Source organism: Bradyrhizobium sp. IC3195, from assembly GCF_020193585.1.
In the GTDB taxonomy this organism is placed as follows: Bacteria; Pseudomonadota; Alphaproteobacteria; order Rhizobiales; family Xanthobacteraceae; genus Bradyrhizobium; species Bradyrhizobium yuanmingense.
The window spans coordinates 38,058-54,616 of sequence record NZ_JADYVG010000019.1 but is presented as its reverse complement, the minus strand read 5'-3'; the positions used below and the strand labels follow the sequence as shown (position 1 = coordinate 54,616).

Below are 16,559 nucleotides of genomic sequence, written 5' to 3'. Positions count from 1 at the left end.
CATGCGCCACTCTCGTGTCCCGGACTCGCACCGCGTCGTCGAAGAGACGCTGCGCCGCGTTCGGGGCGCGAGTCGCAGGCCATGCCTCTTCATGCGACGATAGATCGCGCGGCCTTCGCTCGTTCACAAACGTTAACGTGCGTTCATCGGGGAACTGAAAATCTGCGTCGTTTCGACGCCCGCAGTGGCTGGAACGCGCGGGATACTCATGTGTTGTCACACGACCTTCAACTGGAGTGATGACATGAAATATCTCATTGCCGCGATCGCCCTTGGTGCTGCGGCGTTGGCCGGTGGATCGGCGAGCGCGGCCGGCAATACAAGTGCCAAGCAGACCACGCAGGAAAGCCAGACCACCGACATCAGCGCGCACCGCAGGCATTACCGCCACCATCATCATTGGCGGCATCATCACGGCTATTACCGGCCGTATTACAGGAGCTACGGCTATTACCCGCGGCACCACGGCTATTACGGCGGCGGGCCCTACGGCTATTACGGCGGAGGCCCCGGCGTGACGTTCAGCTTCGGCGGCGGACGCTGGTAAGATCTGGAGACACACGCGACGAGAGGCCCGCATCAGATGCGGGCCTCTTTTCATTGTCCCCGAAGGATCATGTTCGCCGTCTCCAGGCCGCTCGCCAGTGCCGCCTCGACCGTGCCCGTGTCGCGGCCGCGATAGAGCGCTTCGCCGGAAAACAGCACCAAGCCGTCGCCACGCGCGAGGATCGCCTGTGCCGCTCGGGTGCGCGGCGTCGCCCACGAATAGGCGCCGCGCGCGAACGGATCATGCGCCCAGTTGCTCGCGGCGGACGCCACCAGCTCGCGCGCGATGTGATCGCGCGGCAGGCCGAAGATTGCGGCGAGCGAGCCGAGCCCGGCATCGATCAATGCTTGCGGGTCGAGGCTTTCCAGCTCCGCCGTGCGCGGGCCGCCGAACCAGCCCGTCAGCACGGGATGCTGGTCCGGATAGCGCGTCCACCAGACCGGGATCGCCTCGTCCGAGAGCAGGAATGTCATGTCCGCAAGGTCTTCCTTGCGCTCGCGCCACCATGGCCGCGCGAAGCGCAGCAGGATCTTGATGACGTTGCCAAAGCCGATGTCGTCGACAGCAGCCAGCTTGGCACGCGCGCCTGCCGGTAGCGCGATCTCGCGCAGCAGCGGCAGCGGCACGGTGAGGATCATGCGGTCGCAGGCGTGCACGTCGCCGCCGGCGCAGCGAACGATCACCGCGCCGCCCTCCTCCGCAATCGCCGACACGACGCTGCCGAGGCGGATGGTGACGCCGTGCCTGCGGCAGTCGGCCGTCATCACGTCGATCATCGCGCCGTAGCCGCCTTCGATGCGCGCCTGCGGAGCGTGCCCGCCGTCCATCCATTCCGCGCGCAGCGCCAGCGTGGAGGCGCGTTCGGGATCGGCCGCGTCATAGCCTTCGACCATCCGCTCGATCGAATGGCGCAGCGGCGCGTAATTGTCGCCTGCAAAATGCCGGCGCAGGAAGTCGGCGACCGTGAGGTCGTCCTTCAAGTCCGCCAGCTTGGCCTGAAGCTCCGCTTCATGGGGATCGTCGCGCTCGCGCGTGAGCTTCGTCCCGTCAAAGCGCCACTGCTCGCCTTCCATCTCCTGAAGCGACAGGCCGGCTTCGCGCAGCAATGCGCGTGTGACCGGCGCCTCGCCATGGACGAACTCGGCGCCGCCGTCGGCGGCATAGCCGAACTCCGAGGCCGGCAGCGGATGAATGCGGCCGCCGCAGCGCTGGCGCGCCTCCAGGATCGTCACCTTGCTGCCGGCACGCGCCAGCTCGCGCGCCGCCATCAGGCCGGCCGCGCCGGCGCCGACGATGACGATGTGCTCGGACGGATCGGACATGGCCGCGCCTTACCGGCTCACGGCTTGCGGGTCGTTCTGGATCAGATAGCGCAGCAGCAGGACGCCGCCGCCGAGCTCGCGCGTGCTCTCCAGCGTCATCGCGGCGATCGGCGCGCGCCGGTCGCTGTCCGCCTCGGTGGAATCGAACACGAACGGGGCGCCCTTTGCGCCGTCGATCGCAGGGCTGAGGATCAGGTTGAATTCGTCGATGAGGCCGGCGCGCAGGAACGCGCCGTTGGCAACGCCGCCGCCCTCGACCAGCAGGCGCTTCACGCCGAGCTCGCGGCTGAGAATGTCCAGCGTCAGTGCGAGGTCGATCTCGGATTTGCCGGCAAAGATGTAGGACACGCCCTCGCTGCGGAGGCCAGCGAGATGCGAATCCGGGACGTTCTCGGTCAGCACGACGACGATCGGATCGCCGCCGATCTCCGCGCGCCCCCAGCCGATCTTGCCCTCGGCATCGAGCACGACGCCATAGGTCTTCGCGTCGCGCCGGGCGAACCAGTTTTCGCGCGGAAATTTCGCGTCTGTCGAGGGATAGGGCCTGCCCTTGGCGAACTCCGAACCCGTGACGCGGCCGATCACCCAAGCATCGCCGCGAGCTCATCGTGGATCTTCTCGAACCAGTCCGTGCCCGCGCCCTTCGGACGCCAGCGGCTGGGATGCGTGCGCCCGTCGAGGCTGGAGTGCATCAGGCAGATGACATACGGTTTCATGCAATCCTCAGGGCAGCGCTCAGGCCGCGGGTCCACCGCGCGCGGCACGATCGTTCACGATCGCCGCCAGCGGGTTGAGCCTGGGTGGCGCTATGAGCTGGAGCGTGTTGGTGTCGTGGTGATTGAACGGCGCGCCGCGCACGAACAACTCGGTCTGAAGCAGATAGGTCCAGCTGCCGTCGTCGTTGAAGGTGATGTCGCAGCGATAAGCATCGGTGCGAAAGGCCTGCTCCAGAAAATCGGTCGAGCAGATCCCGTAGGCGGTGTCGCCGCGCTTGGCGGTGACCGAGATCGTCTTGTCGTCGGGCCCGGCCTTGCCCGAGGCCAGCAGCACCTGCCCGCGCGGGATCGCCAGGGTCTGCATGATCAGCCCGGTCGCCGGCTCCCACAGCCAGTAGCCGACCTGGTCGTGGAAGGTAATGTCTTCCTCGGGCGTGTTGATGTGGATGTGGTACCGCAGCCCGTACAGCAGCTGCGGCCCGTTGGCCTGCGGATCGATCGGATCCATGCGGATGTGCTCGATGAAGGTCCGCCGCTCCGGCCCTTCGGCCTTCGGATTGATGTCGATGCCCTTGTCCGCCTGCCAGGTGCCGGCAAGACGCCGAAGCGGGCCGAGATTGGTCAGGCCGTCGGGCGAGACGTCCTCGGGTTCGGTGAAGATATCGGCGGGAATGGGGAGCATGGCGGCCTCGCGGGGGTGCAGAGACCAGCCATAACACGGGCAGGCGGCGGCCTGAATTCAACTGTTAGCGGCACAGCGCCGAAGGCATTCGAGCCATGCGAGGATGCGCATTGCATCCCGCCCGCCTCTGGCGCTGCAGTCGGCCGGTTGAGGAAGTCGTCGAGGCTGGCGCGCCCCGCGACCGCTTCAGGCCGCTTCCGACACCGATCTCGCACGCTGCTCGAGCACGCCGATTGTCGCGACCAGATTGTCGCGTCGGGCGCGAAGGTTGGCCGCGAGAAGCGGATAGGTCGGCTGAGCCGGGTCGAACACCCCGGCGCGCGCCTCTTCCTCGAGAAGGTCGGTATTAATCAGCCGAACGCGCCACCATAAATCGGCGATCAACGCGTCGAGCCGGAGTTCGTCAACAGCACCAGAACGGGACACTTCCTGCATCACTTGCCTCAACCTGAAACGGCCTCTCCACCGAGGCCCGGGCTTGGGTCAGGACTGAGCAAGGGGAGTGCCAGGACGGGCGGGCGCAGGCTTCCGAACCGGCAATTAAGGAACGCTCTTCGGCCCAAGGGGCTGCAGTGGCGGGCATGATGAAAACGCCTGAGGCATTGACCTCACGCCACCCGCCGTTTCCGGCGCGCCGTGGGGGCTTGCCAGGAGAGGCTTGCAAGCGGCACGGGCTTGCTGAAGTGAAATCCCTGGCCGAGCGGGATGCCGAGTGATTGGAGCCGTCTGACCTGTTCGGAGGACTCGACCCCCTCGGCGACGATCGACAGCTTCAGCGTCTTTGCGAGCTGCACGATGGATTTCAGCACGGCGACGGTCTCGCAGCGATCGATCCTGTCGATGAAGGATTTGTCGATCTTGACCTTGTCGAAAGGAAAGGCCGTCAAATAGGACAACGACGAGTATCCGACACCGAAATCGTCGAGGGCAATGGAGACGCCGAGCGCCTTGAGGCGCTGGAGCGTCCTGAGGTTCTCCTCGGTGTCGGCGAGAAATACGCTTTCGGTGATCTCGAGCTCGAGCCGGGTCTGCGGAAGCCCGCTCTGCGTCAACGCAAAGGTCACGGTGTCGACGAGATTGGCGCTGGCAAATTGCAGGGCGGAGAGATTGACAGCGACCTTGATGTCGCCCGGCATGCTCATCGCGTCGCGGCAGGCCCTGGCGAGCACCTGGTGGCCGAGCTCGACGATCAGTCCCCCCGCCTCGGCAACCGCAATGAACTCCGCCGGAGGGACGTAGCCCCTGGTGCCGTGATGCCAGCGCGCCAGGGCCTCGACCGATTTTACCCGACCAGTGCCGAGCTCGATCACAGGCTGATAAAACAGCTCTATCTCCTCGCGCCAGATCGCTTCACGCAGCTCGATCTCGAGCACGTTGCGTTGATCCGCTTCCGCCTTGAGCTCCGGTGAATAGACGTGGAAGCAGTTTCTGCCGGCATTCTTCGACCTGTAGAGCGCAAGATCGGCGTTGCGAAGGATCTCGTCGACCCGCGTGCCGTGCTCGGGCACGAGCGCAAGGCCAATGCTACAGCCGCTCACGACGGGGTGGCCATCGATGTGAAAGGGTTCGGCAATGGCCTCGACCAGCCGCGCGGCCAGGCTTTCAGCGCCGTCGCGCATCGCGGCCCCGCCGGGTGCGACGATGACGGCAAATTCGTCGCCGCCGATTCGCGCCGCCGTATCGGCATCACGGATCTGCGCCTTGATCCGGTCGGCAACCTGCTTCAGCAACGCGTCGCCGCATTGATGGCCGAGCGCATCATTGACCGACTTGAACTTGTCGAGATCGAGCAGGAGTACGGCGAACGCGGGCTCCGGCCGGCGCGGGCGGGCCAGCGCCTCGTCGATGCGCTCCTTGAACAGATTGCGATTGGCAAGGCCGGTCAGGCTGTCGTAATGCGCGAGCCGCTCGATGCGGTCCGCCGACGCCTTGCGCTCGGTGATGTCCTCATGCGTGGCAACCCAGCCGCCGTCCTCGCGCCGGCCGTAGGAGATGTAGACGACCCGGCCGTCCGGAAACTGCACGGTGTTCGAGATCTGCTCCGACTGGGCGAGCCGGTTCTTCAAATCGACGAGGTACGCCTCGACGTCGAGCACGGCGGTCTGCTTCGCGAACACCTCCCGGAAGTCCATGCCGATCCGGATGTCTTCCGGCACGAGGTCGTAAAGTTCGAGCCATTGCCGGTTGAACGCGATCAGACGGTCGCGGCCATCGAACATGCTCAAGCCCTGGGGGAGGTTCCTGAGCGCATCCTCGAACTTGCTGGCGAAATCGCGCCGCTCGCGGTGGGCGCGATCCAGCGCCTGCTGCCGTCGCCAATGAAATGTCGTCGCGGCGAGGATGATGAACGTGAGCAGCACCGCGCCGCCGAGATAGACCTTCTGCCTGAAGGCGGAGCGGGAATAGATCTCCTGCTCCGAAATTCCGACGGTGAAGATGAGCGGAAACGCGCGCGACCTGCGCGCCGTGATCAGTCGGTCGCTGCGGTCCGGTCGGTTCTCGTTCCAATATTGCGCATAGAAGCCGTCGCCCAGTTCGCCCGCGACGCGGCTCGGCGCGCTTTGTCCCAGCACTGACCCCTGGTCCACGCCCCGGGCGGCGAGCACCACGTGGCTCGCATTCCTGAGCACCAGCGTTCCCCCGACGCCGAGCTTTGCGGTGTCGTAGAACCTGCCGACGACGTCGACGCTGATCGAGCCGACAACCACGCCGACCCGATTGCCGGCGAGATCGAACAGCTTTCTCGCGAGCTGTATCGTCCACTTTTTGGACGCGCGGCCCAGCACCGGCTTCGCCACGTAAAGGCGATCGTCGACCTGCGACATGGTATGAATGAAGTGCTCGCGATCACCGAGATAAAGTGGCGGACCGGAATAGCCCGCCGTCGTCTCGGTCATGTATCCGTCCGATCCGATCAGAGCGAACTGGACCACGTCGCCGGTGGCGAGGCGGGCCTTGTCGGACCAGAACTTCAGGCTGAAGGCCTGCGGATCCTGGGCGTAGAGTGCCTGTACCACCAGCAACGACTGATCCACGCGCTCGAAGATGCGCTCGGTGTTCTCCTCGAACAATTCGGCGACGCTGTTGCCGTGCGACCGCGCTTGCTGGATCGCGTCCATCCGCTCGGAGGCGGTGATTGCGAAATAGCCGATCCAGACCAGGGGGAGAAAGAACAATGCGATCTGCAGCGGAGCATTCCGCAGGATCGCTCTTCCGGCTTTGCGAACTGCCCCTGCGGGAATCACGACGCGCACCCCCGCTTCGGCCGCCAGGGCAGAACTGCGCTCGCCCGCAGTATTGGCATCGCCTTGTCTCCGCCTCGACTGCACAGGGACACCCGCGCGGGTGCCGTTCATAGCGCGAAGGTAGCCGAAACAGCCTTAAGTTTTTGTTTGGAGGAAGCTCAATTCTTCAGCTCAAAGCCTCCGTATCATCACGGAGGTCGGCTGGTATTGGGCAATCAGGCACATCGCCATGTCGCAAGCGGCACATTTTAACCGTCTTTGGACCGTTTTTCACATCGCGCGCGCAAGGACGATCGTGCCGGACAGGATGAGGAGCGCGCCTGCCGCATAACTCAACCGTTGGCCGAACGGCAGCAGCTTCTCGGCGGCGACATAGAGCGCGATGCCGATGATCCAGGCCAGGTTCATCACGCCGCCGACGAACAGCAATACCATCAGAAACCAGCAGCAGCCGACGCAGTAGCTGCCGTGGCGAAGTCCCATCCGGAATGCGCCGCGCGTGCCGGGCCGCCAATATCGACTGAGAAACAACAGCGGACTGTCGCAGTAGCGCAGGCAGGCCTGTTTGAGCGGCGTGAACTGATAGAGCCCTGCTGCAATCAGCACGCCGCCGCCCAGAATCGCGCTGGTGCTTGCCATCGCCATCGACAGCAACCCGAAGCGTTCGAATGCTGCTTGCACCAGGACCGCAGCGAGACTGAACCCGGCCCACGTCACGAGATAACCGGCGAGAAAGATCCAGCTATCGATTGCGGCGCGGGAGGCAGCCTCCTGCCTTCGCTTGACGGTCGCATACAGGAGAACGGTGGGCACCGCGCTCGGCGCCATCATCGCGACCATCATCACCCACCACATCACGAACAGCAGCGCGCCATAGAACGGCGTCCACGGCATCGGCGCCATGTCCGGCATGTCGGCCATCATCTCGGTGTCCATGCCGGCGCCCGCAGCGAGATAGGCCCAGGCGAGCGCGACCACTGCGGCGGTCCCGATCGCGACGATCAGCCGGTCGCGGTGGAGCAAGTGTTCGAGTATCGAGCGCTCCTGCATCGACTTGTCCATAGCGACGAGGAGCTGACACCGAGATCTTGTGTCGGTGTCAGCGCCGCATCATGCCGCAACGCCCTTAGGCGTCTGCACGACATTGGCGAGCGAGCTATGCGTAGCGCGGGTCTCGAACCGGATCGCGCCGGTCGAGCGGATGTCGGCGGATGCGACCTCGGCCGCCCGATGTTCGAACCCTTCGGGCATGACCACCTGGATGCGGTGCGGATCACCGGTCACCGGATTCTTGATCGGCTCGACATCGGTCTCGAGCACGCCCTTGGCGACGAGTCTTGCGACGCGTCCGTCCTTGTCGAAGGAGAACTCGAACGGCACAAACACGGGATCATGGATCTTGGTGACGATCATGCTGACGATCTGGAACAGCGTGCCTTCGGCCGAATGCTTACCGGAGAAGATATCGAACAACGCCTGTCGCTGCTCCGCCGTGGCGCGTTCGTCGATGATGGGCTGGATTGTCCCGTTGCCCTCATGCAGCGGCCCGGGGAAATCGACCGTGATCGCAAAGCAGAGACCATCGAGCCTGGTCCCTTCGAAATGTCCCTTGGCGATCCGCATGGCGACCAATCCCTTGCAATAGCCTTGGGTCGGCCGTGCGTTGAAATCGCAGGGGCAGCCGAACGCACAGGTGCAGTTCTTCATCCATTCGCCTTCGAGACGCCAGTCCGATGCAGTCATGGCACATCTCCTGATGTGAGCGGGGACGCGGCAGCCGTTGACGAATTTGTTCAGCGTTCTTGTCGAAGCAATGCGAAATGGCGCGAGCGGGATCGAGTCCGATCAGAAGGCCGGCATCGCAGAAAAGTATGGTGGCGAGCTGCCGTTTACCGTCGGAGGATCATATCAGCGGCCGCCGGCTACGTATAGCGGACGAGGGTAGTGGCTCGGGGGCAGCTACAGCTCGGGGGATGTCCGACGTCCGGGGCGTGGTGCGCAGGGGCGGGATGCGCTCTCCGACGCTCTTGTAATTGAAATATCGAGAGAATTTCTAGCAAGCAACAAGAACGTATTGGCATGAGTGAGCACGTCCGGCTTTCCCTTCGGATTCCAGAGGATGCCAAATTGGTGAAGCCGCGCCGTGAGGAACGAGAACTGCCGAAACCGATCGAGGCCGCCATGGGCTTCGATCGCCAGTTGCTGAAGATTGGCATCGATCTCTTCCCTCACTCGTCCAGGAACGTTCGGCAATGGGCGACGAACCTCGCTGGATACTGGAACAGCGCGCCGTGGCCGGAGTCCGGATAGAGAACGAGCTGGGCGTTCTTCATAGCCTTGAACATGTTGTAGGCGTTGATGCTCGGAAACATCGTGTCGTCGCTGCCGTGCACGATGAGCGTAGGCTGCGCGATGGCGCGGAGCGTCGCTTCGCCTTCATGCTTCCTGGCGCACCAGCCAATGATTGCCTTCGCCTGCGCGTTGCTGACATCCTCGCCGCTGTCCGGATCACGATCCTCCTTGCGCATGGTTGCGCGGGCGACGAAAGCGCGGCCGGCGCGCTGACTTTCTTCGGAGGGTGTGAAGAACAGGGGCAACCGCACATCCGTCCCGCTTTGAGCGAAGGCTTCGTCGACTACGGCGAGCAGATGTTCCTCGCCCCCGCGCGGTGCAGCGCCGGCGATGATGAGCTTGCGGATCAAGCCGGGGTGCTGCACGGCAAGCACTTGGGTGAGCATGCCGCCGAGGGAGAAGCCGAGGAGGTCAAGCTTTGGCAGATCAAGGCCTCGTATGAATGTCTCGGCATCCGAGGCCATCTGCTCCACCGTGTCGGGCGTCCGGCCGGTGGAGGTGCCTATGCCGAGATTGTTGAACGCAATGACCGGCCGCGTTTCAGCAAGGCTATTCACCACTGCCGGATCCCAGGCATCCATCGTCCCGGTGAAGTGCTGCAGCAGGATGAGCGGCGTCCCGGCCGTCGGGCCGAGCCGCCGGAAGGCGAAGCGCACATCGCCGACGTTCAAAGATTCTGTTCTAGCGGTTTCGAGCGACATGGTTGCTCCTTTGTGAGTTGCATTTGCTTGATGCGGAGTCGATCCTGATGATTGGCAGCGCATCTACATGGTGAGGACGATGCGAAAGCGGGCTTCGCCCGCCATCATCTTGCGATACGCTTCCGGCGCGCGTTCTAGCGGCATCGTCTCGATCATGGCGGCAACGCCAGCGAGCGAGCTGAACCGCAAGGTGGCATCGGCGGTCGCTGGATCGCCGGTCAAGGCGCCTTCGATCGAACGCTCGCCGAACAGGAGGTCGGACGTCGCGATCTCCGCAGGTTCGGGAGATGCGCCGAGCGCGATGATCCGGCCGCGCGGCCGAAGCCCCTTCACCGCGTCTGCCACAGCTCTACCACCTGACGCGGTGATGACGACGAGCTGCGCGCCGCCCAGATCCTGCAGCGCGGAAGCAACCGCGACGCTCGAGCTGTCGACATAATGGTGGGCGCCAAGCTTTCCGGCGAGACCACCTTTGTCCGGTCCGCGCCCAATCGCCACGACCTCGAAGCCCATGCGCCGGGCGAACTGCACGGCGAGGTGCCCGAGGCCGCCAATGCCGATCACGGCGACCAGATCGCCGGCGCGAGCGGGAGAGTTGCGGAGCGCGCTGAAGGTCGTCAGTCCGGCGCAGAGCAGCGGAGCGGCGTCTTCCGAGGCGAGCCCATCGGGAATCGACACGAGGCCACTTGAGCGCGCGAGCATGTACTGCGCGTAGCCCCCGTCATGATGAACGCCGGTGAACTCCTGGTTCCGGCAATTGACGAGATCGCCGCCGCGGCACTCTGCACAGTGTCCGCAACTACCTCCGAGGAAGCCGATGCCGACGCGCTGCCCGAGCGTCCAACCCTCGACGTTGCTGCCGACCGCGTCGATCACGCCTACAGCCTCGTGGCCCGGCACGCGCGGCCATTGGATCGGAAAAGCCCCTTCGACGGTCGCGGCGTCGGAGTGGCAGACACCGCAGGCCTCGACGCGAAGGCGGACCTGCCCGGGGCCGGGATCGACAAGCGGCTTTTGCGTCAGTTCGAGCTGTCCCGGCGCGACGGCCTGAACAGCGCTGTATGTCGTCGGATCGCTCGACATGAAAGCTCCAAGGTCTGAAAAACCTGTCGGAGCGCTACCAGCGGCCTGCCCAAGCCGACAGGACGTAGATGCCATCATTCCGGCCATGCATGGCGAAACATCGCTGGAACGACCATCTAGGCGATTAGCAACCGTCGCGGAGAAAGCATGAAGATCGGCCTCGTCCTTTGCCCGAGTTTCCAACCCGTCTGCTTCGGAGCCGTCGCAGCGTTCGACGTGGCCAACAAGCAGGCCGGCGAGAAGGTCTATGACGTGCGCGTCCTCTCGGAGGAAGGAGGACTGGTCGCCTCGTCATCCGGCATGCAGGTCATGACGGACCCAATCGACGATGCTCGCTATGACACGCTGATCGTCGCCGCGGGCCTGGAGATACCGACCTCGTCGCCGGGATTGGTCCGGCTGCTTCGCGCTGCTGCTCGCGACGCGCGCCGCGTCGCCGCCATCTGCCTGGGCTCGTTCGTCCTGGGAGATGCGGGCTTGCTGAACGGCCGGCGCGCCACCACGCATTGGCGTTACGCGCAGGCGCTGCAGGACCGTTTCCCCAGCTGCGAGGTCGACATGGACAAGATCTTCATCGCGGACGGACCGATATGGACGTCAGCCGGCATGACCGCGGGAACGGACCTGGTCGTGGGGATGATCGAGCGCGACCACGGCTCCGATATTGCCCGTTCGGTCGCGAAGGGCATGGTCATGTACCATCGCCGCTCAGGCGGACAGTCCCAGCATTCCACTTTGCTGGACCTCGGCGCGAATGAAGATCGGGTCCAGCGCGTGCTGAACTACGCTCGTCAGAACCTTGCCGAAAACCTCACCGTTGACGAGCTTGCCGAGGCCGCGTGCCTCAGCCCCCGGCAGTTCACGCGGCTGTTTCGGGCGGAAACCGGCACCACGCCCGCAAAGGCGGTCGAAGCGTTGCGTGTCGAAGCCGCGAAGTTGATGCTGGAACAAAGTCGGTTGCCGATCGAGGTCATCGCTCGCGAGGTGGGGTTCGCGAACCGAGAGCGGATGCGTCTGGCGTTTGCGCGCGTGCTTGGGGAGGTCCCTAGAGCCATCCGCAATGATGCCGGACCGCTGGCCGCACTATGATCGACGCGCGACCGCGGCAATGCGTGTGAGAAGGCGGCCCATGTCGGATCAATCGTCATAAGGCCACCGGCTTCTCACGCCGTCGAGTTTGGATTCCAAAGGCTCATCGCTAGCTGAGCCGGATGTTGGAAAGATCGATCGAAACGACGAGGGGCTCGGTGCTGAAGCTGCCGTCTGGCTGGCGGGAATAGATCCGGCGTTTCGTCGGGAATTTGATGCCCGAGACTTCCGTGTAGTCTTCGATGATATGCGCGCCGGGCGTGTTGCCGGAGATCTCGACGTTGTAGTCGTGGCGCTTCAGCAGCCCCTCACCGTCGAAATAGAGCGTCTGCACGGTGCTGTGCGTCGCGATCTCTGCCGGAAATCGCACCGCAAGGCGGCGCCAGTCTCCGCTGTCGGTCGGCCAGGGCTCCAGTTCCTCGGTCTCAAGTCTCGGCCAGGCAAGCAGGAACGGCATGTTCAGATAGGTCCACATCGCGCAGCCGGCGAAGTAGGCGAGTTGCAGTTCAGTCCACGGCGTTTGCAACTCATGGCCGGCAAAGCTCGCGCGCGGCTCAAGCAGCTCTTCGAGAACCGTTCCGTTGTCTGCTTCCAGAGCCACCCGGCTCGGCTCAAAGCGCGAGCGGCGATGGTCAGCGCCGAACGGAGCGTGTGACGCCCACTGCCTCTTCAGACCCACGGTGACGTTGGTCCGCTCGAGGGTGACTGCCTGTCCCTTCAAGGACCACAGGACGCCGCCCTGCACAAGATCGGCCGACACCTGCTCGAACTGCCGCCACCGATCGAGGCCTCCATGGGCTTCGATGGCTATATCCTTGAGTTGCTTCATGGTTGGGCTCCTGCGGAAGCCGCGCGGGATCGCGCAGCCTTTAGCGGGAGCCTAGGCGGTCGGCCAAGCCTTGCCGAACGACTTAGATGCCTTGATTCCAGACGCCGCCGCGCGCCGGGTTTTCCAGATGCCTCTTGGCAAGCTCCAGGAAGAGAAAAGAAAAACGCGAGCGCGCTTCGCGCCGGTCATCTGGCAAGCGCTATCGTACGAGATCGTGCTTCAGTGTGGAAAAGCGTAGATTGGTGCCCAGGGGCGGAATCGAACCACCGACACTGCGATTTTCAGTCGCATGCTCTACCAACTGAGCTACCTGGGCGTGCTCCAAGAGAGGGGCCAAAGCCCATCGAGCGGGCGGTTTATAGTGGGCTCGAGGCGGCCTGTCCACCCGGCTTCGCCAAGTGGCTGCGCCGGGCGCGGCCCTTCTGTGCACAAGATCGGGCGGGGTTGCTGCGGCTGCTGCTCGGCGCTTCAGCGAGGCAATTAAAGCTTTGATACAGCTCGATTATTCGACGTCGTCGGTTTCGTCGTCGCGGCCGGGGATGACGTAGGAGCCCTTCAGCCAGCGGTTCAGGTCGACGTCGCGACAGCGCGAGGAGCAGAACGGACGGGTGGCCTGCGTCTGCGGCTTGCCGCAGATCGGGCAGGTTTTGAGCGGGCCGGTGGGCTTGGTGACCTGGTCGTCCATGGATGTCGGCAGCTTACACGAGGTAACGGGGTTCAAGCGCCCGCGAGGAAACGGGTTCCCGGTGCAGCCGCGCATGTGCCGCGGCGCGGACCCGGCGGGGCCATTCTACTGTGCATGGGGTTGTTTTCGAGGTTTTTGTCGGCGCGGCCCTTGGGCTCACTTGGGCTCACACCGCGGTGGTATTGAGCCAGCCGAAGCGGATCGGAAAGCCCTCGCCGCCGAGCAGCGTCGTGGTCTCGTACAGCGGCAGGCCGACGACGTTGGTGTAGGACCCCACCATCTTGACCACGAAGGATCCGGCGATGCCCTGCACGGCGTAGCCGCCGGCTTTGCCGCGCCATTCGCCGGAGCCGATATAGGCCTGGATGTCGTCCTCGGACAGGCGCTTGAAGCGCACGCGCGTCTCGACCAGACGCTGGCGGAAAGCCTCGCGCGGCGTGACCAGGCAGATCGCGGTGTAGACGCGGTGGTTGCGGCCGGAGAGGAGACGCAGGCACTGCGCGGCTTCGTCGACCAGATTGGCCTTGGGCAGGATGCGGCGGCCGACCGCCACCACCGTGTCGGCGGCGAGGATGAAGGCGCCGCGCAGTTCGTCGTCGAGCTGCACCGACTTCAGCGCAGCGTCGGCCTTGGCCCTGGCCAGCCGGTTGGCGCAGGCGCGCGGCAGCTCGCCCCGCTTCGGCGTCTCGTCGACGTCGGCCGGCCGGAGCGCATCCGGCTCGATGCCGGCCTGGTTGAGCAGCGACAGCCGACGCGGCGAGCCGGAGGCAAGTACGAATTTGGGGCGGCCAAGCATCAGGTGATTTGGAAGATGAGGCAGGGGTGAATTGCGCGCGGAACCTATCGGAAGGGGGCTGATTTCACAACCCGGGAACCGGAGTTTGGTGATTCGAGGTATCCGCCACGGCTGTGCCTGCTCTCTGTGACGCGGGTGTTACGGCGGGCTGATGCTACCCGTTCGCCGCGCCGACCTTGGCGAAGCGCCGCCGGATGCGCATCAGGAGCTGATCGCAGACCTCGCGATAGGCAGCTAACTTCTGGTCGCGGCTGCCTTCGATGGTGGTGGGATCCTGCGTCGGCCAGTATTCGACCTCGGCCGCGAGCGTTCGCGTCAGCTCCAGCGCCTTGTGATGCGCTTCGGGCGAGAGCGTGATGATGAGGTCGAAGTTCAGTCCCTCCCAATCCTCCAGCTCCTCGAAGGTCTGCGGCTTGTGGCCGGAGATGTCCTGGCCGAGCTCGCCCATCACGGCGACGGCGAAGGGATCGAGCTCGCCCTTCTTGGTGCCGGCCGACTTCACATAGAGCCCTTGCGGAAACATGTGCTGCAACAGGCTCGCGGCCATCGGCGAGCGCACGCTGTTCATCGCACAGGCGAACAGCACCGACTGAGGATCGCGTGCGCGTGGCGGATCCGCCATCGCGCTCAGCCTCTTTTGATAGAGGGCATGGCCTTGTCGGAAAACCGCTGCACACTTTTCCGGGCCATGCCCTAACCCTTCCAGTGCAGGACTGTAATGAGCGTGAACAGCCGGCGCGAGGTCTCGAAGTCGACCCGCACCTTGCCTTTCAGCCGCTCCTGCAGCGTGCGCGATCCTTCGTCATGGATGCCGCGGCGGCCCATGTCGATGGCCTCGATCTTGTCGGGGGTCGCGGTGCGGATCGCCTGGTAATAGCTGTCGCAGATCATGAAATAGTCCTTCACGATCCGCCGGAACGGCGTCAGCGACAACAGATGCGCGACCACGGGCGTGCCGTCCTCGCGGCGAATGTCGAACATCAGCCGGTTGCCGGTGATGCCGATATGCAGCGTGAACGGGCCCTTGCCCTCCGCGCCCTCGGGCGCAAACAGGTTCTGCTCGATCAGATCGTAGATCGCGATCGCCCGCTCGTGCTCGATGTCGGGCCCGGAACGGCCAATCGATTCCTCGTCGAGCGTGACACCGACGATGCGATTGGTCGAGTCGTCCTGTGCGGGCGGCTTTGTCATGACAGATTGAGGCGCAATCCAATCGAGCGGGAATGGGCGTCCAGCCCCTCCGCCTTGCCGAGCGTCATCGCGGCAGGTCCCAGCGCACGCAATTGGTCGGGCCCGCATTTCAGGATCGAGGTGCGCTTCATGAAGTCGTGCACCGAGAGCCCGGAGGAAAACCGCGCCGAGCGCGCCGTCGGCAGCACGTGGTTGGAGCCGCCGACATAATCGCCGATCGCTTCGGGCGTGTGCGGTCCGAGGAACACCGCGCCGGCATTGCGGATCTTCGCCGCGAGCGCGTCGGGATCGACGGTCATGATCTCGAGATGCTCGGCCGCGATGGCGTCGGCAAGCGGGACGGCGTCGCCCAGGTTCTTCACCATGATAACGGCGCCGAAATCGGCCCAGGACGCGCTGGCGATCGCGGCGCGTGGCAGCGTCTTCAGCTGCGCCTCGACCGCCTTTTCGACGTCGGCGGCAAGGCGCGCCGAGTCCGTGATCAGGATCGACTGCGCGCTGGAATCGTGCTCGGCCTGCGCCAAGAGGTCAGCGGCGATCCAATCGGCGTTGCCGGTGTCGTCGGCGATGACGAGCACCTCCGAGGGGCCGGCGATCATGTCGATACCGACCTTGCCGAACACCAGCCGCTTGGCGGCAGCGACATAGGCGTTGCCGGGGCCGACGATCTTGGCGACCGGCGCGATGGTCGCGGTGCCATGCGCGAGCGCGGCCACCGCCTGCGCACCGCCGACACGGTAGATCTCGGTGACGCCGCCGAGATGGGCGGCCGCCAGGACCAGCGGATTGAGCTTGCCGTCCGGCGAGGGCACCACCATCACGAGGCGCGACACGCCGGCGACTTTCGCCGGCACGGCATTCATCAGCACCGAGGACGGATAGGCCGCCGTGCCGCCGGGGACGTAGAGGCCGGCGGATTCGATCGCGGTGTAGCGCCAACCAAGCTCGACGCCGAGCGGGTCGGTGAAGCGCTCGTCTTTCGGCAGTTGGCGGCGGTGATAGGTCTCGATGCGGTCGCGCGCGAGCTTGAGTGCATCCAGCGTCGCAGGCTCGCAGGCCTTCACGGCGGCCTCGATCTCGGCGGCGGAGACGCGCAAGGAGGATGCGTCCAGCCTCAAGCGGTCGAACTTGGCCGTCGCCTCGAGCAGGGCGGCGTCGCCACGCTTGGCCACGTCGTCGACGATCGCGCGGGCGGCGGCCTCGACGTCGGCCGACGCCTCGCGCTTGGCGGCGAGGAAGGCGGCGAATCGCTGATCGAAATCGGCGCTGCTGCGGTCGAGGCGAACGGGCATGTTTCGCTTGGCTTCCGGCTGGTCTTGAG

Annotated in this window: 16 protein-coding genes, 1 tRNA gene and 1 pseudogene; 2 read left to right on the top strand and 16 right to left on the bottom strand. The window is 64.8% G+C overall.

Annotated elements, in window-relative coordinates:
- Positions 1–244 precede the first annotated feature (244 nt).
- Positions 245–547, top strand: a complete 303-nt coding sequence (locus I6F09_RS28195; RefSeq protein ID WP_225189555.1) for a hypothetical protein — start codon at positions 245–247, stop codon at positions 545–547.
- 50 nt (positions 548–597) lie between these two features.
- Here the strand turns inward: I6F09_RS28195 and I6F09_RS28190 are convergent, their stop codons facing one another.
- The 9 genes and pseudogenes from I6F09_RS28190 to I6F09_RS28150 form a co-directional block, all read right to left on the bottom strand.
- On the bottom strand, positions 598–1,869 hold the full coding sequence (locus tag I6F09_RS28190) for an NAD(P)/FAD-dependent oxidoreductase (protein WP_225189554.1): 1,272 nt from the start codon (positions 1,867–1,869) through the stop codon (positions 598–600).
- Positions 1,870–1,878: 9 nt separating this feature from the next.
- A pseudogene (locus I6F09_RS28185) lies at positions 1,879–2,585 on the bottom strand (RibD family protein).
- 19 nt (positions 2,586–2,604) lie between these two features.
- On the bottom strand, positions 2,605–3,267 hold the full coding sequence (locus tag I6F09_RS28180; protein WP_225189553.1) for a heme-binding beta-barrel domain-containing protein: 663 nt from the start codon (positions 3,265–3,267) through the stop codon (positions 2,605–2,607).
- A 186-nt stretch (positions 3,268–3,453) separates the two neighbouring features.
- Positions 3,454–3,702: a hypothetical protein gene (locus I6F09_RS28175; RefSeq protein WP_225186163.1), complete on the bottom strand. Its 249-nt coding sequence runs from the start codon at positions 3,700–3,702 to the stop codon at positions 3,454–3,456.
- Between the two features lie 173 nt (positions 3,703–3,875).
- The gene (locus I6F09_RS28170; RefSeq protein WP_225189552.1) at positions 3,876–6,443 is read right to left on the bottom strand and encodes an EAL domain-containing protein; all 2,568 of its coding nucleotides are present in this window, start codon (positions 6,441–6,443) and stop codon (positions 3,876–3,878) included.
- 339 nt (positions 6,444–6,782) lie between these two features.
- A complete protein-coding gene (locus tag I6F09_RS28165) occupies positions 6,783–7,448 on the bottom strand; it encodes a DUF2182 domain-containing protein (RefSeq protein WP_346276082.1) in 666 nt (221 codons plus the stop codon).
- Positions 7,449–7,622: 174 nt separating this feature from the next.
- Positions 7,623–8,255: a DUF1326 domain-containing protein gene (locus I6F09_RS28160; protein WP_057027610.1), complete on the bottom strand. Its 633-nt coding sequence runs from the start codon at positions 8,253–8,255 to the stop codon at positions 7,623–7,625.
- A gap of 485 nt (positions 8,256–8,740) precedes the next feature.
- Positions 8,741–9,565, bottom strand: a complete 825-nt coding sequence (locus I6F09_RS28155; RefSeq protein ID WP_225189551.1) for an alpha/beta hydrolase — start codon at positions 9,563–9,565, stop codon at positions 8,741–8,743.
- Positions 9,566–9,628: 63 nt separating this feature from the next.
- Positions 9,629–10,648 (bottom strand): alcohol dehydrogenase, encoded by a 1,020-nt coding sequence (locus I6F09_RS28150; protein WP_036027006.1) that lies wholly within the window; start codon positions 10,646–10,648, stop codon positions 9,629–9,631.
- Positions 10,649–10,795: 147 nt separating this feature from the next.
- Here I6F09_RS28150 and I6F09_RS28145 point away from each other — a divergent pair, with 147 nt between their 5' ends.
- Positions 10,796–11,737, top strand: coding sequence for a GlxA family transcriptional regulator (locus I6F09_RS28145; RefSeq protein WP_225126902.1), 942 nt, complete (start codon positions 10,796–10,798; stop codon positions 11,735–11,737).
- 109 nt (positions 11,738–11,846) lie between these two features.
- Here I6F09_RS28145 and I6F09_RS28140 read toward each other — a convergent pair whose 3' ends face one another.
- The 7 genes from I6F09_RS28140 to hisD form a co-directional block, all read right to left on the bottom strand.
- Positions 11,847–12,566 carry a hypothetical protein gene (locus I6F09_RS28140; protein WP_036027003.1) on the bottom strand — a complete coding sequence of 240 codons (720 nt, stop codon included), beginning with the start codon at positions 12,564–12,566 and terminating at the stop codon, positions 11,847–11,849.
- Positions 12,567–12,806: 240 nt separating this feature from the next.
- Positions 12,807–12,882, bottom strand: a tRNA-Phe gene (locus tag I6F09_RS28135).
- Positions 12,883–13,068: 186 nt separating this feature from the next.
- Positions 13,069–13,251 carry a DNA gyrase inhibitor YacG gene (gene yacG, locus I6F09_RS28130; RefSeq protein WP_225157319.1) on the bottom strand — a complete coding sequence of 61 codons (183 nt, stop codon included), beginning with the start codon at positions 13,249–13,251 and terminating at the stop codon, positions 13,069–13,071.
- 166 nt (positions 13,252–13,417) lie between these two features.
- The gene (locus I6F09_RS28125) at positions 13,418–14,047 is read right to left on the bottom strand and encodes a Maf-like protein (RefSeq protein ID WP_057027605.1); all 630 of its coding nucleotides are present in this window, start codon (positions 14,045–14,047) and stop codon (positions 13,418–13,420) included.
- A 154-nt stretch (positions 14,048–14,201) separates the two neighbouring features.
- Complete coding sequence (locus I6F09_RS28120; protein ID WP_225126905.1) at positions 14,202–14,669, bottom strand: arsenate reductase ArsC; 468 nt, start codon at positions 14,667–14,669, stop codon at positions 14,202–14,204.
- Between the two features lie 71 nt (positions 14,670–14,740).
- Complete coding sequence (locus tag I6F09_RS28115) at positions 14,741–15,238, bottom strand: UPF0262 family protein (RefSeq protein WP_157283264.1); 498 nt, start codon at positions 15,236–15,238, stop codon at positions 14,741–14,743.
- The gene (gene hisD, locus I6F09_RS28110) at positions 15,235–16,530 is read right to left on the bottom strand and encodes a histidinol dehydrogenase (RefSeq protein WP_225113372.1); all 1,296 of its coding nucleotides are present in this window, start codon (positions 16,528–16,530) and stop codon (positions 15,235–15,237) included. Before hisD ends, I6F09_RS28115 begins: the two co-directional genes overlap by 4 nt.
- Positions 16,531–16,559: the final 29 nt, after the last annotated feature.

Bases quoted from the DNA above. Each gene is read 5' to 3' on its own strand.
- I6F09_RS28195 (WP_225189555.1), top strand. From the start codon at position 245: ATGAAATATCTCATTGCCGCGATCGCCCTTGGTGCTGCGGCGTTGGCC.
- I6F09_RS28190 (WP_225189554.1), bottom strand. From the start codon at position 1,869: ATGTCCGATCCGTCCGAGCACATCGTCATCGTCGGCGCCGGCGCGGCC.
- I6F09_RS28180 (WP_225189553.1), bottom strand. From the start codon at position 3,267: ATGCTCCCCATTCCCGCCGATATCTTCACCGAACCCGAGGACGTCTCG.
- I6F09_RS28175 (WP_225186163.1), bottom strand. From the start codon at position 3,702: ATGCAGGAAGTGTCCCGTTCTGGTGCTGTTGACGAACTCCGGCTCGAC.
- I6F09_RS28165 (WP_346276082.1), bottom strand. From the start codon at position 7,448: ATGGACACCGAGATGATGGCCGACATGCCGGACATGGCGCCGATGCCG.
- I6F09_RS28160 (WP_057027610.1), bottom strand. From the start codon at position 8,255: ATGACTGCATCGGACTGGCGTCTCGAAGGCGAATGGATGAAGAACTGC.
- I6F09_RS28155 (WP_225189551.1), bottom strand. From the start codon at position 9,565: ATGTCGCTCGAAACCGCTAGAACAGAATCTTTGAACGTCGGCGATGTG.
- I6F09_RS28150 (WP_036027006.1), bottom strand. From the start codon at position 10,648: ATGTCGAGCGATCCGACGACATACAGCGCTGTTCAGGCCGTCGCGCCG.
- I6F09_RS28145 (WP_225126902.1), top strand. From the start codon at position 10,796: ATGAAGATCGGCCTCGTCCTTTGCCCGAGTTTCCAACCCGTCTGCTTC.
- I6F09_RS28140 (WP_036027003.1), bottom strand. From the start codon at position 12,566: ATGAAGCAACTCAAGGATATAGCCATCGAAGCCCATGGAGGCCTCGAT.
- yacG (WP_225157319.1), bottom strand. From the start codon at position 13,251: ATGGACGACCAGGTCACCAAGCCCACCGGCCCGCTCAAAACCTGCCCG.
- I6F09_RS28125 (WP_057027605.1), bottom strand. From the start codon at position 14,047: ATGCTTGGCCGCCCCAAATTCGTACTTGCCTCCGGCTCGCCGCGTCGG.
- I6F09_RS28120 (WP_225126905.1), bottom strand. From the start codon at position 14,669: ATGGCGGATCCGCCACGCGCACGCGATCCTCAGTCGGTGCTGTTCGCC.
- I6F09_RS28115 (WP_157283264.1), bottom strand. From the start codon at position 15,238: ATGACAAAGCCGCCCGCACAGGACGACTCGACCAATCGCATCGTCGGT.
- hisD (WP_225113372.1), bottom strand. From the start codon at position 16,530: ATGCCCGTTCGCCTCGACCGCAGCAGCGCCGATTTCGATCAGCGATTC.